This window comes from Candidatus Palauibacter sp. (assembly GCF_965213655.1).
GTDB lineage: Bacteria > Gemmatimonadota > Gemmatimonadetes > Palauibacterales > Palauibacteraceae > Palauibacter.
The window spans coordinates 472,712-488,913 of sequence record NZ_CBDBZT010000003.1 but is presented as its reverse complement, the minus strand read 5'-3'; the positions used below and the strand labels follow the sequence as shown (position 1 = coordinate 488,913).

Below are 16,202 nucleotides of genomic sequence, written 5' to 3'. Positions count from 1 at the left end.
TCAGCGACGTACTGTTGGGCATGAATACCTACGAACGCCCCCACGTGGGACAGCTTGTGCGGATGCTGGAAAACGACGAGGCCATGCGCATCATCGCGATCACGGGGCCTCGCCAGACCGGCAAGACGACCATCGCCCTCCAGGCCCGCAGGCGGCTGGAAGTATCCGGGCGACCGTGCTGGTACGTTCCACTCGATGACCCCACGCCCGATGAGTCCCACGCGCTGGGACTTCTGGACGGCGTGGATACGATCCCGGCGAGCGGTTCCCGCGACGAGCGGTGGCTGGTCGAAGTATGGGAGAGCGCCCGACGGGCGGCGGACAGGGCGGACGAGGGTCTCGTACTAGTCCTCGATGAGATTCAGCACACTCCGCGTTGGTCGAACGTCGTCAAGGGACTCTGGGACGGGGACCGCCGAGCGGAACGCCGGTTGCGGGTCGTTCTCCTCGGGTCGGCGCCGTGGCACATGCTCACCGGACTTCACGAGAGTCTCCTGGGGCGATTCAACACCCTGCCAACCTCTCACTGGTCGCTCTGGGAGATGGCGCGGGCCTTTGGCCTCACGGTCGAGCAGTACCTATTCCTTGGCGGATATCCCGGGGCACTTTCCTCTGGACCGGAGGCCAAGCGGCTAGCTGTCTGGCGGGATCACATCGCACGCTCGATCATCGCGCCCGCCATCGACCGGGATATCGTCGGACTGGCACGCGTGACGAAACCGGCGCTGATGCGCCAATTCATGGAACTGGCCCCGCACTATTCCGGCCAGTTGATTTCCTTCAACAAGCTCCTCGGTCAGCTACAGGACGCCGGTAACACAACTACGGTCGCGCGATATCTCAATCTTCTTTCAGATGCGGGTTTGGTTACTGGCCTGTCCCGGTACACGCCGGCTCCACATCTGGGGAAGGCCTCGTCGCCGAAGCTCAACGTGCTCAACACCGCGCTCATGACGGCGCCTTCCGCCTACACACTCGAAGAAGCGCGGACCAACCACTCCTATTGGGGCCGACTCGTGGAGAGCGCGGTGGGCGCGCACCTGTTCAATACTCGCGCGACAGGCACCCGGCTGCATTATTGGCGCGACCCTCCTCATGAGGTGGACTTCGTTCTCGCGCGCGGTCCCCGCCTGCTCGGGATCGAGGCCAAGAGCGGCAGAACAGGTCGGCCGACGGCCGGGCTGGACGTCTTCGCGGACCGCTTTCCCCATGCCGAAACCAGGGTCGTTGGCACGGGCGGAGTGCCCCTTAACGAATTCCTGTCGGTTGGTGCCGAAGAATGGCTGAACGAGACATGAACTCGCGCGTACCGCGCACCGTCAGCCCGGCCTCGTCGCCGGACAACGATGCCGCAGCCCAACGGGAGGGCCTCGCGCTGGCCGACTTCGACTCTGATCGGGGCTATGTCCTGCTTGGCGAGCCCGGATTGGGGAAGACCACGGAGTTCCGGGCCGAAGCCGAGCGGGCCGACGGAATCTTCCTCACGACGCGAGAGTTTCTTCGGGGCAATCCGGCGCGCCGACCGGAATGGCGTGACCGGACGCTCTTCATCGACGGGCTGGACGAGCTGCGCGCCGCTGCGGGCGACCCCCGCACGCCGCTAGATCAGGTCGTCGAGAAACTCGAGGCACTCGGGACCCCCGCGTTCCGCCTCGCCTGCCGTACGAGTAGCTGGCTGGAGCCCGGAGATGAACGGGAACTCTCCTCCGTTACGGGCACCGGGACAATTCGGACCCTGACATTGAACCCACTGTCCCGCGACGACGTTCGCAGGCTCGTTTCCGGCCGAAGGGACGATGCCGAGGAGTTCATCTTCGAGGCGCAGGAGCACGGGCTGGAAGCCTTCCTGTGGAATCCACAATTGCTCGGTGTACTCCTCGACGCGGTGGAGACGGATGGCTGGCCCGACAGCCCCCGGGCCGCGTTCGAGAACGCCTGCCGGGAAATTGCAAAGGAGCGAAATCCCGAGCACCGGGACGCCCGCCGGGCGCGGACCCAGCCGTCTCGAGACGCGGTCCTGCTCGCGGCTGGACAGCTGTGCGCTCTCCTGCTGCTCACAGGGAAACAGGGCTGGACGGCGGCCGACACGGACGATCCCGACATCCTCTCCCTGTGCGACGTGGACGACGATGTGGACGGGGAGGATCGGGACGCGCTACTCGCCGCTCTGGATTCGCGATTGTTCGCTGGCGTTTCATCCGCGCGAACACCCGTCCACCGGCTCATCTCAGAGTTTCTGGGCGCCCGGTACGTGGACGGACGGATCCGCACGCCTCACAGGACCACCGTGCGGCGAGTACTGTCACTGCTGTTGGGGCATGATGGAATCCCGTTGCCGGATCTCCGAGGCCTTTCCGCGTGGATTGCGTCGCTGAATCCGGAGGCGCGGACCATTCTGATCCGCGCGGACCCGATTGCCGTGGCGTTCGGCGGCGACGCGACGGACTTCACGCCGGGTGAGCGGCGGGCACTGTTCAGGCATCTTGAGAACAGCCCCGGCCTCCCTCTTGCGTTGCCATCGTCGGCCGCGCTCGGGGCCTTGGCCGGAAGCCGCAACGGATCCGCGCTGCGGGAGTTGATCTCCTCTCCCATCCGAACGAGTGCGAGACAGATGCTCGTTGCGCGACTGCTCGGGGGGCTCACCTGGAGATTCCGTGCTGTCAGCGCCGACCATGGCTCGTCACCGGCGGCAGACCACCAGATGGGGCACCGGGCTCTGCTCCGAATCGTTCGTGACGATACCTGGCAGGATCATGTCAGATGCAAGGCGTTGGCGCCACTCGACCGTCTCCTTGCCGACCATCCCGACCGGTCCCCGGTACTACGGGACATCCTGTCCGACATCGAGGCGGGTCGCCTGCGGGACGATGACAACGAACTGCTCGGAACCCTGCTCGCCCGCATGTATCCGCACGACCTCCCTCCCGCCGAGATCTGGGATCACCTCGCTCCGCGGCCCCGCCCCCCGGGCGCCACATCCTATAGCATGTTCTGGAGCACCCTCATCGACGAGTCGGATCCCGAGCAGATCCACCAACTGCTCGACTCGCTTTGCAACCGCGCCCGCGACGTGATTTCGGCGCTGGCGGACGACGGGTTCGGATCCATCGTGCTGGAACTCCTTGCACGCGGACTCGAGCTCTTCGGAGATAAGGCTAGCGCGTCGGACCTGTACCGCTGGTTTGGTCTTGTGGATACGGCCGCCGCACGCACGGGCCTGGGGCCAGCGCACTACGATGGCGTGTCGGTCAGCAGTCTCTTCTCCGACGCCGAGTCGCGCATCCGGGACTGGCTCGACTCGCATGAAACCGTGCGTCGAAAACTCATTCTCCAAGATCTCACTAGTCGCGAATCCGAAATCGGAGAACGGAGGTTCGAGAACCCTGTTGGACTGAAGTTCATCACCAACGACGCGCCCGATGACTTCCGCGAATGGTGTCTCTCATCGGCAGTGCGACTCGTGGAAGAGCGACCCATCGCCGCCATTGAACTCCTTCGTTGGGCCACGTCGGCCCGAGACGGCTGGGGTCCGCCACCGGCGGATGACTATCTAGCGCGTGCGGTTCGTGACCAGCCGATCTTGCGTGGGTGGAACGACGAAAGGTTGGACGCCCTGGCAGACTGGGAACGCAGAAACGTCGAGTCGACGGAGCAGCATGATGCCACCGTGAGCGTCATCCGGGAACGGCGCCAGGAATACACGGCTGCGGTACGGGAGCATGCGGCGGAACTGGGGGACGGACGCTGCCGCCCCGCCCTCTTGAATGAACTCGCGCAGGTCTACTTCGATGAACCGAACGACGACCGGGCCAGCGCGGATCCGGTGGCGCGGCTGCGTCAACGACTCGACGGCGACGATGCACTCGTGCGCGCCACGCTGGCCGGGTTTCGGAAGCTGTTGTCGCGTGACGGCTTGCCCAGCCTGACTGAGACCGCTCGAATGCACGGGCGTGGGCAGTTCTCCTTTTTTGCCCTCCCTTTTCTGGCGGGGTTGGCGGAGGAGGAGCGCGCGGGCCACGATCCGTCGCAACTTCTCGACGAAGCGGGGCTGCTGCGGGCGCTTGGCTACTACCTCGTTTCGGAACAACACGTTTCATTGTTTGCGGGCCGCAATATTCGGGATTCATCGGATGATCGAGACGAGCCGGGGCTGAGAAGGGTGATCGAGGCCTACCTCGCGTCCACGCCACGCGCTCCGCAGTCCGAGGGTAGGGCCCGAGCAGACGGGCAAGGTGACGAGGTGGGGGAGCCCCGTTGGTACCGCCGCACCCTCAGCTCGAATCCGGAGGCGGTAGCGGACGCGTTGGTCGCCGTACACCGCGCCCAAGTGCGGAAGAAGGCCGGGCCAAGCCGGCATGTCCGCGACTTGAGCCGGGATCCAGCCTACGCGAGCGTGGCACCGCTCGCCGTGCCGAGGATGTTCGGTGCCTTCCCCAGTCGCTGCACCGGACCGCAAGTGGAGACGCTGCGCGTAGTGCTGTGGGCCGCCGTCGACTCGGGGAACATGCCGCCAGCGGAATTCGCCGATGTGGTACGCAAGCGACTGCTGCGCCGAGGCATGGATGTGGCGACGCGGATTCAGTGGCTGTGCGCCGGGCTGTTCGTGGCCAGAGAAGAGTGCCTGCCCGAACTTGTCGATTTTTCGGTCGATGGCCGCGACGTGCGCATCCATCACATCGTCGATTTCTTCGTGTCGCCCGGCAATCGGTTTCGAGGCTCGCTTCCGTTCGACGACTGGAAAGCGGAGGAACTGGCCGACTTTCTGAGGGCGCTTGGACAGCGCTCGCGACGCTACGAACCACCGGAGGGCGTGGGTTTCCTCAGCGACCGGCAGGTGGCGCAGCTCCGGGCCGAGCCGCTGCTCAACCGTCTGATCGCTGCGCTCGCCGAGCGCGCCAACGACGCGGCCGCCGCCGTGCTGGAATCGCTCGCCACCGATCCGGCCTTGGATGGCTGGAGCGGAGAGCTGGCACGGGCTCGCGAGAGACAGGCTGAGAGACTCCGAGTGGCGAAGCACGACACGCCCGGGGTGGCCTCGATTCAGAAGACGCTCCAGGGTGGACGTCCAGCTAGCGCGGCGGATCTCGCTGCCCTCGTACGCGACACGCTGGAGGAACTCGCCGAGCGCATCCGAGACGACTCGACGAACGACTGGCGACAGTATTGGCATCGTGATCCAAAGACGGGTCGGCCGGTGCGGCCGCAGCACGAGAACGATTGCCGAGATGCGCTTCTCTCCGATCTGGGGCTGCGACTTCAACCGTACGGGGTGGATGTGCAATCCGAAGCGCAATACGCCGACGAAAGCCAGGCAGATATCCGGGTCGCGTTCGGATCGCACGTCGCCGTTCCAGTGGAGATCAAGCGGACTTTGCATCGAGCCGTTTGGCGCGCGGCGGACGAACAACTGGCCGCGAAGTACACGCGTGCACCGGAATCGGAGGGCTACGGCATCTACCTGGTGCTGTGGTTCGGAGCTGAACACATGAGGGTCGTACCGCCGTGCGGCCGTCTGCCGCGGACCGCCGCCGAACTGAAGGAGCGACTTGAAGAGCAGCTCGCTGTGGAGCTACAGGCGAAGATCGGCATTGTCGTGATCGACGTGAGCCCCTCCGGAAAGTACGCCTCTGCCAAGTCCTGATCCGACCGACACTCGCGCGAATCAGTTCTCCGGTGTCAGGACGCTGATGATCGGGGCCACGGGGAGGGCGTCGAGGTCGACCCGCCGCCCGTCCTTGATCACGGCGCGGATCGATCGGTAGTTGCGGGCGGCCTCCAGCGGATTCGCGTCGAGGATGACGAGGTCCGCCACCATCCCCGGTTGCAGCGAGCCGATCTCGTCTTCCAGTTCGTAGGCGCGGGCGATGTGGCTGGTGGCCGACCGCAGGATCTCCATCGGCGCCATCCCCAGTTCCTCGAGCGCGGCCAGCGCGTTGAAGTGGCCCTCGCCCAGCTTCGTCCGCTGATCGACGGTATCGGAGGCGATGGTCGAGGACTCCGCGAGGAGCACCGGATGCTTGATGCCGGCATCGGTGGAGAGGAGCATCGAGACGCCCGCCTCGATCATCCGCGCCTGGTTCTCGCGGCCGACAACCATGTAGGGCGTGAGCGTGCCGTCGGGGTTGTGCTCCTGCAGCGCGTCGAGCCGTCGCTGGGTGATCGGGAGCACTGACACCGCGATATCCCGCTCGACGAGCTTCCGCATCGTCTCCATCGGAATCGGGACCACCGGACCGGAGATGTCGCCGTGCGTGATGATGTCGACCCCGGCCTCGATCGCCATGTCGAGGCTCTCGACCGAAGTCGTGTGCGTCTGGACCGTCATGCCCGCCCGGTGCCCCTCCTCGACGATCACCCGCTGCACGCGCTCGGAGAAGGAGATGAAGTACATCTCCACGTGGCTGCTCGACCCGTACTTCAGAAAGTCGACATCCGTCCCCGTGTAGTCGCGGATCGCCGCGCGCACGGAATCCGGCGTCATCCACATGAGGTCCCGGCCCGTCCCCCGTTCCCACGCCTCGTTCGTGCGGTTCACGAAGGCCTTGCTCACGTGGGCCGCCGCCTCGCCGCGGAAGTCCCGCGAGAGCGGCCCGTCGAAGCCGATGATGTTGCCGGCGAAGTAGATCCGGCTCCCGGGCGCGTCCCCCGCGTTGATCAGGTCGCGCGCCTTCGCCAGCGGATCCAGCGGCCCCCAGGTGTCGAAGACGGTCGTCTGCCCGCTCTTGAGGGTGAGCTGCGCCGCTTCGAGCACGATCTCGTGATAGCGCCCCTCGTACTTGATCAGCGTCTCGAGATCGAGGTTCAGGTAGAGGTGGAGGTTCGCATCCATCAGCCCGGGAATCACGTACTTGCCCCGCGCGTCGATGACAGGCGTCCCCGCGGCAACAACCACCGCCCCCGCCGCGCCGACAGCGGTGATCCGCCCGTCCTCGATCAGGACGACACCGTCCTCGAGGGGAGACTCGGCGAGGGGATCGATGACCGTCGCCCCGGTGACCGCGAGCGCTTGTCCCGCGGCGGTCGAAGGACCTGTGCCCCCGGCGAGGGCGAGTGCCAGCGCCAAGAGTGTCCCGAGCCTCGTGAGCTTACGGATCATGTGTCCCTCCCCTGCGTAGCCGCGGGTTGTCCTCAGGCAGTTCCGAAGACTACACGGGCGGTCTTCCGGGAAGAAGAGAGCCGGCGTGCCTTGAACGGCGACGACCCGTGGCCGAGGATGGGGCGACGCTCGATACCCATGGAGGTCCGGACATGAAGACGATCGCGATGCTCGCCGCTCTAACGCTGTCCGTCGGCGGAGTGCCTCAGCTCTCGCTCACTCCGCTGGGAGCGCAGGCGCGGGACTACCAACCTGAGCGGCCGTTCGGGACGCTTCGGGAGCAGGCGCGTACGCAGCAGGCGTGGCTGGCGGAGCGGCTCGAGACGAACCTGCCCATGCTCATGCGGAAGCACGGCGTGGACATGTGGGTCGTCACGATGCGGGAGTACAACGAGGATCCGGTCTTCCGGGCACTTGTCTCTCCCACCACCTTCGCTGCCCGTCGCCGGACCATCTACATCTTCCACGACCGGGGGCAGGAGGCGGGCGTGGAACGTCTGGCCCTGGGGGGCAGCTCTCAGGGCGGCGTCTACGAAGCCGTACGCGCTACAGCCACCGCACCGGACGGACGGCAGGCGGAACTTTGGGGCGCGGATCAGTGGGGCCTGTTCGCCGACATGGTGCGCGAGCGCGACCCGCGACGGATCGCGGTGAACATCTCGCACGACCACAACTTTGCCGACGGGCTGTCGGCCGGTGAGTGGGAACAGATGGAGGCGGCGCTCGGCCCGGATCTCGCGAGCCGCGTGGTCCGTGAACCGCTGCTCGCGATCGAATACCTCGCCATGCGCGTGCCTTCGATGACTCCCGTCTACCGCAGGATCCAGGCGGTCGTCCACGAGATCATCGGTACGGCGTTCTCGGAGGTCGTCATCGTCCCCGGCCGGACCACGACCGCCGATGTGGTGTGGTGGATGCGGCAGCGGGTGCACGACCTGGGGCTCGACTCGTGGTTTCAGCCCTCGGTCTCGGTGCAGCGGCGCGGTGTCGACATGAGCGGCGTGACGGCGCCGGTCATCGAGCGCGGAGACGTGCTCCACTGCGACTTCGGACTCGTCGCCTTCGGACTCGCGACCGATACGCAGCACATGGCCTATGTCCTCCGCGAGGGCGAGACGGAGGCGCCCGCGGGCCTGCGGCGCGCGCTGGCGAATTCGAACCGCCTCCAGGACATCCTTCTCGAGGAGACGAAAGTCGGACGCACCGGAAACGAGATCCTCGCCTCGGTGCTGGAGACGATGAGAGCAGAGGGACTGAACGGGACGATGTACACGCACCCGATCGGGGACCACGGTCACGGCGCGGGTCCCCTCATCGGTCTGTGGGACTACCAGACGGGCGTCCCCGGCCGCGGCGATCCTCCGGTGATCCCCGGCATGTGGTTCTCCACCGAACTCCAGGTCACGACCCCAGTTTCCGAGTGGGACGGACAGCCGGTGCGCATGGCTCAGGAGGAAGAGGCGGAGATCACGCTCGACGGAGAGATCCGCTGGATGCTGCGCCGTCAGACCGAACTGCACCTGATCCGGTAGCCGTCTGTCCCTGGTCCGTACCGATGACGGCCTCGGCCGCAAGGCGGGAGACCTCCGCGGCGGAGAGTTCGAGGATCTCGGCCAGGATCTGTCTCGTATCCCGTCCCAGCGTCGGCGCGGGGTTCACCGGCACGTCCGGCGCGTCAGACGTCAGCAGCGGCGTGCGGACGAACTGGAGCTCTCCCAGGCCTTCGTAGTCCACCGTGACCCGCACCCCGCGCGCCTCCAGTTGCGGACACTCGAGCAGGTCCTCGGAGGTCTGCACCGGCCCGGCGGGGACGCCCACCTCCTGGAGCCGTCGTACCGCCTCATCGCGGGTCAGTTCGGCGAATACGGGCCGCGCGACTTCGTCGAGGAGCGCGCGGTGCTCGGTGCGCAGGTCGGGGGACGTCAGGCGGGGATCGTCCAGCAGGTCGGGGCGCCCCAGCATGCGGCAGAAGCGGCGCCACATGATGTCGTCGGGGATCGTGAAGGCGACGTATCCATCGCTCACCGGCATCGGTCCGCGCGGGTAGAAGCCGGGCGGATCGCCCCGCCTGGGCCGCGCCCCGGTGTTCGCCGCGAGCGAGACCATGCGCTCGTTGAGCGACAGCACGCCGTCGTACATGGCGGAGTCCACGAACTGGCCCCTCCCCGTCACGGTGCGCCGGTAGAGCGCCATCGTGACACCGTGCGCCGCGGCCATCCCCGCGTAGAGGTCCGGCATCCCGTAGATCGAGGGGGACGGAGGCTTGTCGGCAAAGCCGATCATGTGCATGACGCCGCCCATCGCCTCCGCGACCACATCGAACGACGGCCAGTCGCCGTACGGCCCCTCCCTGCCCGGCAGTCGCCCGAACCCCGACACGGCCGCATAGATCAGCCCCGGATTCACCTCCGACAGCGCCTCGTAGCCGAGCCCCATCCGGTCGACGGACCCCGGCCGCAGGTTCTCCACCACGATATCCGACTTCGCCACGAGGGCCCGGTAGAGGTCGCGTCCTTCGTCGCTCTTGAGGTTGAGCGCGAGGGATTTCTTGTTCCGGTTGTACGCCATGAACCCGACGCCCATGCGCACGCCGTCCTTCTCGACGAACGGGGGGATGGAGCGGCGCGGATCTCCCAGTCCCGGGCGCTCGATCTTGATGACCTCCGCGCCCGCATCCGCGAGCAGCAGCGAGCAGTAGGGGGCGGACATGTATTGCTCGAGGGCGACGACGCGCACGCCCGCCAGCGGCCGACCGGAGTCGGTCATGGGTAGATCTCCCGGGTTCGGGGGGTCAAGTGCCGATCCAGTGGGCGGCCGGCGGGGTCAACTCGTCGTCGGCATCGTCCGGTACTTGTCGAACCAGGCGACGATGTTCGCGATCTTGGCCATGAGCTGGCTCGGGCGGCGGCTCATGTCGTGCGAGGCGCCGGGCAGCCGGATCACGGCCGTGTCGATCCCGCGCAGCTTGAGCGCGTGGAACATCTGGTACGACTCCGAGAGCGGTGTCCGCAGATCCTCTTCCCCCGTGATGATCATCGTGGGCGTGTTCACGTTCCCCACCAGCGAGATGGGCGAGAACTCCCAGTACGCCTCCGGGTTCTCCCACGGGAGGCCCTCGTAGCGGCTGTGGTAGTAGCCGTACCAGTTGTCCGCCGTGAGCGTCTTGCTGATCCAGTTGACGACGGGTTTCTGGGCGACCGCAGCCCGGAAGCGGTCGGTCTTGCCCACGATCCAGGCCGTCATGATCCCCCCGGCGCTCCCCCCGGTGACGAAGAGATTGTCCTCGTCGATGTACCCGCGCTCGATGACGGCGTCGACGCCGGAGATGAGGTCGTCGTAGTCCTGGCCGGGATAGTTGTGATAGAGGAGGTCCGCGAACTCCTCGCCGTAGCTCGTGCTCCCGCGCGGGTTCGCGTACAGGACGACGTACCCTGCCGCAGCCAGCAGCTGCATCTCCGCCGAGAAGCGGTCGCCGTAGTTCGAGACCGGCCCCCCATGGATCTCGAGAATCAGGGGATAGCGCCGACCCGGGTCAAAGTCGGGCGGCTTGACGACCCACCCTTGGATGGGACGGTCGTCGAAGGACGAGTCCCACCAGATCTCCTCGACCTCGCCCAGCTGCCGGTTCGCGAGCAGGTCGTCGTTCAGCGAGGTGATGCGACCCGCGCCACCACCCCTCACGCCTACCGCGACCTCTCCCGGAGATTCCGGACGCGTCTGGTTGAGGGCGAAGCTCCCGTCGTTGGCGACGCTGAAGGATCCGCCACCGTAAGGCCGCCCGTAGGACGTGCCCCCCAGATCCTCCGCCAGCACCTCGAGGTCGCCGGCGAGCGGTGCGAAGCCGAGCTTCGAATTCCCCTCGTCGTCGTACTGGAAGTAGAGGCCGCTTCCGTCGGAGGCCCACACGGGGTTCGAGACGCTGCGGTCGAGGCCGCCGGTAAGCACGCGCTGCCCGCTCCCGTCCAGGTTCATGACCTGGAGTCGGCTCACCTGGTAGGTGCGGGTCCGGTCCTCGTAGCCCACGAATGCGATCCGCCGCCCGTCGGGAGAGACGGCCGGACTCCGGTCGGGGCCCGGGCGATCCGTGAGCTGGCGCACGTCACCACCGGCGATCGAGACGATGTAGAGTTCAGAGTTGCGGTAGTCGTGGACCCAGTTGTCATTCCGGTTCGAGGAGAAGACGAGATGGGCGCCGTCCGGTGTCCAGGCGGCTGGGCTCTGGTGCTGGAAGTCGCCCGACGTCACCTGCGTGGGCGTCCCCCCCTCGACGGGGACTACGAAGAGGTGGTCGTACCCGAAGTCGAGGTAGCCGACCCCGTCCTGCCGGTTCTTGAAGCGGTCCTCCATAATGGGGGGATCCGCCCATTCCGCCCCGGCGGGCGGCTTCGGTGCGGGGGCGAGGCTCGGCGCCGCGTATGGAACCAGCTTGTTGAACGCGAGGTAGCGTCCGTCCGGCGACCAGCGGAGCCCGCGGGGAGACTCGATCAACTGGGTGAGCGTCGCCTCCTCGCCCGTGTCCATCCAGCGCACATGGATCTGTCCGTCCGCCGTGTAGGCGATGCGCGTCCCGTCGGGCGACCACCGTGGGGACCCTCCAACGCCCAGGCGCCGGTGGTCGGAGCCGTCCGCGTTCACGATCCACAGTTCGGAGCGTTTCGCGTCGCGCATGATGTCCATCGAGGTGCGCACGTAGACAACCTGACTCCCGTCGGGGGAGATCTGCGGATCCGCGGCGTATTCGAGTTCGAATACGTCCATCGGCTCGAAATGGCTCTGCGCGGCCAGCGGGCCGGAGACCAGCGGACCAGCGGCCAGCGGGCCCGAAACGGCGAGCAGGACAACGGCGAACCTCGTCGGACGCAAGCTGAAACGGCTCTTCTCACGCATCTTCGACTCCCGGGGTCGGACGGGGACAGGACTCGAAACATATCTCTCCGATTCGACCCGCGGGCAACCGTCACGTTATCGTCCGGCTTGTCAGGGTCTTCCGACAATGTTGCTCGATCCCCCCGGGGTGATTCGACATGATTCGGTTCAAGGCACGATCCGCCGTTGTTCTGGCCGTGGGCGCCGCCCTCGCGGTCGGAGCTTTCCCCTTCCGGATTTCCGGGCAGGAATACGACATCCTCATCCGGAACGGGCGCGTCATCGACGGCACCGGGAATCCCTGGTTCGCAGCGGATATCGCCATCGCCGGCGACCGGATCGTGCGGATCGGGAGGCTCGGCGACGCGACGGCGCGGCGCGTCGTGGACGCCGCCGGCATGTACGTCTCGCCGGGCTTCATCGACCTGCATTCGCACGCCGACCGGGCCATGACCTCCGAGCACCTCGAGGCGCGGCGGGCGAAGAGCCTGAACAGCCAGGGGCTCACGACCGTGATCGGCGGGCCGGACGGCCGCAATCAGACGTGGCCGCTCAGCGCCGAAACCGCCTCGCTGCGCTCGCTGGGACACGCGATGAACTTCGTCCCCATGGTCGGACACAGCACGGTGCGCGCCGAAGTGATGGGGGACGATTACGAGCGTCCGGCGACGGAGGAAGAGATCGCCCGCATGCAGGCGCTCGTTCGCGAAGGTATGGAGTCCGGGGCCTGGGGGCTGGGGGCCGGCGTCGAATACCGCCCCGCCCGCTTCAGTTCGCCCCAGGAAATGATCGCCCTCGCCGAAGCCGTGGCCCCCTACGACGGCTTCTACGTGGCGCACCAGCGGAGCGAGGCGGCCATGCCGCTCTGGGAACTGCCGAGCACGGTGGACGACTGGCCCGTGGACGGGAACCAGGGGCTGGCCGAGACCGTGAACATCGCCCGCGAGACGGGGATCCGCGTCGTGGCGAGCCACCACAAGGCGCGGGGCCGCTCCAGCTTCGGCCGTTCGGGGCAGGACACGCTGGTCGTGAACCGGGCGCGGGAGGAAGGGCTCGAGGTTTACCTCGACGTCTATCCGTACGAGACGTTCGGCGGGGGCGCGCGGCCCATGATCCCGCGCTGGAGTCTCGTACACGACACGGTCGATACGAGCGGCGGGAGGGACAGTCCGGTCTACAGCAGCGAGGGGATGTTCGACGACGCCCGGACGCACCTCGAGCGTCGCTGGGCGGACCCGGAACTCCAGGGCCTCATCGCCCGCGACATCGAGTGGATCGTCGATCACAACGGGGGACCGGACCGCGTGGTCGTGGTCGGCTATCCCGATACGACGTACGTGGGCCGCACGCTGGAGGAACTGGGCCGCCGGATGGGCGTCACCTATCAGGAGGTCGTCGTTCACATGGCGCTGGAGGGATACCCGGAGGTGCTCGGCGGCGCCTGGACGCGCGGGTACGGGATTCACGACGCGGACATCATCAACTACTACCGCCAGGACTACACGGCGACAGCCTCGGACGCGGCGGTGAGCGGGGTCGAGGGTGTACCCGCGTTCGCCTCGCGCCCCGGCGCGCACCCCCGTCACTTCGGCGCCTTCACGCGCAAGATCGCCCGCTACGTGAAGGACCTGCAGGCGATCACGCTGCCCTTCGCCGTGCGCTCGATGACGGGACTGCCGGCACGCATCATCGGCCTCGAAGACAGAGGCTTCCTGCGCGAGGGGTACAGGGCGGACGTCGTCGTGTTCGACCTCGAGCGCCTCCGGGACCGAGCCACCGTGCTCGAGCCGGACCTGTTCAGCGAGGGAGTCGACTACGTGCTGGTGAACGGGGTGTTCACGGTGGACAACGGCGAGTTCACGGACGAACTCCCCGGAGCAGTCATCCTGCGGCAGCGGAACTCCGCAAATTAGTCGCCCGGGCCGGGCACCGTCTCGAACCCGGCCGTGCGGTTGCCGTGCCACACTCGTTCTCATGAGCTTGTCCGTGCTGGCCGTGACTGGCGACGTCGGAAAGTGTTAGATCGTACACTGTTCGGTTGAGGCCGTACCCCACCTCCGTGACCGGGAGAGACCATGCGCATGCGACCCGACGCTCTGCTGCTCCTCGTTGCAACCGCCGCCTGCACCGCGGACGCACCGGCGCCCGAGCCTTCAAGCGTGCGGAGCGCCAGCGATGTGACCGACGCGGTGCTCGTGGCCGCGCGCCCCGACGGAAACTGGCTCACCTACGGCGGCAACTACGCGGAAGACCGCTTCAGCACGCTCGAGGAGATCACGCGCGACAACGTCGACCAGCTCGGCCTCGCGTGGACGTACGACATCGAGCTGCGAGGCGGGGTCGAGGCGACGCCGCTCGTGGTGGGCGGGGTCATGTACATCAGTGCGCCGTGGAGCGTCGTGCACGCCATCGACACGCGCACCGGAGAGCGTCTGTGGCGCCACGACCCCGGCGTGCCGCGCATCCGGGGGCGTCTCGCCTGCTGCGGCGTGGTGAACCGCGGCGTGGCGCTCTACGAGGGCAAGGTGATCGTGGGCACGATCGACGGCCGCCTCATCGCCCTCGACGCTGAGACCGGCGATGTCGTGTGGGAGGCGCTCACCATCGACCCGAACGAGGCCTACACGATCACGGGCGCGGTTCGCGTCGTTCAGGGCCTCGCGATCATCGGCAACGGCGGCGCCGAATACGGCGTCCGGGGCTACGTCTCCGCCTACGACGCGGACAACGGCGAACTCGTGTGGCGCACGTACACGGTGCCCGGCAACCCGGCGGACGGCTTCGAATCCGAGGCCATGGAGATGGCGGCCGAGACGTGGAACGGCGAGTGGTGGGTCGCGGGCGGCGGCGGCACTGCGTGGGACTCGATCATCTACGATCCCGACCTCGATCTCCTCTACATCGGGACGGGCAACGGCTCCCCCTGGTCCCGAAACCTCCGCAGCCCCGGGGGCGGCGACAACCTCTTCCTCGCCTCGATTCTCGCCCTGCGCCCGCAGACGGGCGAGTACGTGTGGCACTTCCAGACGACGCCCGGCGATCACTGGGACTACACGGCCGTCCAGCCGATGACTCTGGCGGACCTCGAGTTCGACGGCCGCATGCGACGCGTCATCATGCAGGCCCCGAAGAACGGCTTCTTCTACGTCCTCGACGCCGAGACGGGCGAGTTCCTCTCCGGACAGGAGTACATCGTCCAGAACTGGGCCGAGGGACTCGATCTGGAGACGGGCCGCCCCACGGACCGCCCGGAAGCCGTACACGCGGAGGTGTGGACCATGATTACGCCGGCCGCCCTCGGGGGCCACAACTGGCAGCCTCAGTCCTTCAACCCGGAGACGGGGCTCATGTACCTCCCGATCCAGGAGGGGTGGGTCGAGCGCAGCGAGCCGCCGGACTGGGTGTACACGAACCTCGAGATCGAGGACCACAGCTTCGGGCCGAGAGTGAACAACGTCGGCCACATGAGCCGGTACGGGGCGCGCGACGACGCCGGATTCCTCGTTGCGTGGGACCCGAAGGCGCAGGAGGCCCGCTGGACCGTCCCCCTTCTCGGTTACTGGAACGGCGGGACGATGACGACGACGAGCGGGCTTGTCTTCCAGGGCGGCGGCGACGGCCGCTTCGTCGCCTATGATGCCGAGAACGGCAATCAGTTGTGGGAGATTGCCACCGGCCTCGGTATCCTGGGCGGCCCCGTGACCTACCTCGTTGACGGGCGCCAGTATGTGACGGTGGCGGCCGGCTGGGGAGGCTCGCGCGGCCGGAGCGGAGCGCCCTACGGCGACGCCGCCAACTACGAGCAGCGAGGCCGGGTCTTCACCTTCGTGCTCGGCGGCACCGGGGAAATGCCGGAGCCGCGGCGCAAGCGGCCGGTGAGCGTGCCCGCCGTCGCCGCCGACCTTCCCGCGGACGCGGCCTCGCTCGCGAGCGGGGGCGAACTCTACCGGCAGTATTGCCGGCACTGTCACGGGACGGGCGGCGGCTCGGAGGGTGCGATGCCGAACCTGCAGCGGGCGACGGACATCGTGCACCGCAATTTCGAGGACATCGTCCTGGGCGGCAGCCGGGAACTGCAGGGGATGCCGTCTTACGAAGGCTTGCTCAACTCCGAGCAGTTGCGCCTGATCCAGGCATACGTCGTCTCGCAGGCACGCGAGGCGATCGCGGCCGAGGCGGCGGCGGGCGGCGGCGACTGACCGCCGACACCGGACCGCCATTTGCCCTTTGTTCAAACGAT

General features: G+C 67.2%; 8 protein-coding genes. 5 read left to right on the top strand and 3 right to left on the bottom strand.

From position 1 onward, the window contains the following. Positions 1 to 20 precede the first annotated feature (20 nt). Positions 21 to 1,298, top strand: coding sequence for an ATP-binding protein (locus ACOOGH_RS04355; RefSeq protein WP_420447754.1), 1,278 nt, complete (start codon positions 21 to 23; stop codon positions 1,296 to 1,298). Then, positions 1,280 to 5,641, top strand: a complete 4,362-nt coding sequence (locus tag ACOOGH_RS04350) for a hypothetical protein (RefSeq protein WP_420447753.1) — start codon at positions 1,280 to 1,282, stop codon at positions 5,639 to 5,641. Before ACOOGH_RS04355 ends, ACOOGH_RS04350 begins: the two co-directional genes overlap by 19 nt. Before the next feature lie 21 nt (positions 5,642 to 5,662). Here the strand turns inward: ACOOGH_RS04350 and ACOOGH_RS04345 are convergent, their stop codons facing one another. Further along, positions 5,663 to 7,096: an amidohydrolase family protein gene (locus ACOOGH_RS04345; protein ID WP_420447752.1), complete on the bottom strand. Its 1,434-nt coding sequence runs from the start codon at positions 7,094 to 7,096 to the stop codon at positions 5,663 to 5,665. 152 nt (positions 7,097 to 7,248) lie between these two features. Here ACOOGH_RS04345 and ACOOGH_RS04340 point away from each other — a divergent pair, with 152 nt between their 5' ends. After that, the gene (locus ACOOGH_RS04340) at positions 7,249 to 8,628 is read left to right on the top strand and encodes a M24 family metallopeptidase (RefSeq protein ID WP_420447751.1); all 1,380 of its coding nucleotides are present in this window, start codon (positions 7,249 to 7,251) and stop codon (positions 8,626 to 8,628) included. Here the strand turns inward: ACOOGH_RS04340 and ACOOGH_RS04335 are convergent. Beyond that, positions 8,564 to 9,862: a CaiB/BaiF CoA transferase family protein gene (locus ACOOGH_RS04335; RefSeq protein ID WP_420447750.1), complete on the bottom strand. Its 1,299-nt coding sequence runs from the start codon at positions 9,860 to 9,862 to the stop codon at positions 8,564 to 8,566. The two genes, ACOOGH_RS04340 and ACOOGH_RS04335, sit on opposite strands and share 65 nt — an antisense overlap. Before the next feature lie 57 nt (positions 9,863 to 9,919). After that, positions 9,920 to 11,983, bottom strand: coding sequence for a S9 family peptidase (locus ACOOGH_RS04330; RefSeq protein ID WP_420447749.1), 2,064 nt, complete (start codon positions 11,981 to 11,983; stop codon positions 9,920 to 9,922). Between the two features lie 137 nt (positions 11,984 to 12,120). On the opposite strand from ACOOGH_RS04330, the gene ACOOGH_RS04325 reads away from it, so the two are divergent. Continuing rightward, positions 12,121 to 13,875 carry an N-acyl-D-amino-acid deacylase family protein gene (locus ACOOGH_RS04325; RefSeq protein ID WP_420447748.1) on the top strand — a complete coding sequence of 585 codons (1,755 nt, stop codon included), beginning with the start codon at positions 12,121 to 12,123 and terminating at the stop codon, positions 13,873 to 13,875. A gap of 162 nt (positions 13,876 to 14,037) precedes the next feature. After that, positions 14,038 to 16,161: a PQQ-dependent dehydrogenase, methanol/ethanol family gene (locus tag ACOOGH_RS04320; RefSeq protein ID WP_420447747.1), complete on the top strand. Its 2,124-nt coding sequence runs from the start codon at positions 14,038 to 14,040 to the stop codon at positions 16,159 to 16,161. The last annotated feature ends 41 nt before the right edge of the window (positions 16,162 to 16,202 follow it).

What these genes read in the sequence shown, in the direction of transcription:
- ACOOGH_RS04355 (WP_420447754.1), top strand. Translation starts at nt 21, where the DNA reads ATGAATACCTACGAACGCCCCCACGTGGGACAGCTTGTGCGGATGCTG.
- ACOOGH_RS04350 (WP_420447753.1), top strand. Translation starts at nt 1,280, where the DNA reads ATGGCTGAACGAGACATGAACTCGCGCGTACCGCGCACCGTCAGCCCG.
- ACOOGH_RS04345 (WP_420447752.1), bottom strand. Translation starts at nt 7,096, where the DNA reads ATGATCCGTAAGCTCACGAGGCTCGGGACACTCTTGGCGCTGGCACTC.
- ACOOGH_RS04340 (WP_420447751.1), top strand. Translation starts at nt 7,249, where the DNA reads ATGAAGACGATCGCGATGCTCGCCGCTCTAACGCTGTCCGTCGGCGGA.
- ACOOGH_RS04335 (WP_420447750.1), bottom strand. Translation starts at nt 9,862, where the DNA reads ATGACCGACTCCGGTCGGCCGCTGGCGGGCGTGCGCGTCGTCGCCCTC.
- ACOOGH_RS04330 (WP_420447749.1), bottom strand. Translation starts at nt 11,983, where the DNA reads ATGCGTGAGAAGAGCCGTTTCAGCTTGCGTCCGACGAGGTTCGCCGTT.
- ACOOGH_RS04325 (WP_420447748.1), top strand. Translation starts at nt 12,121, where the DNA reads ATGATTCGGTTCAAGGCACGATCCGCCGTTGTTCTGGCCGTGGGCGCC.
- ACOOGH_RS04320 (WP_420447747.1), top strand. Translation starts at nt 14,038, where the DNA reads ATGCGCATGCGACCCGACGCTCTGCTGCTCCTCGTTGCAACCGCCGCC.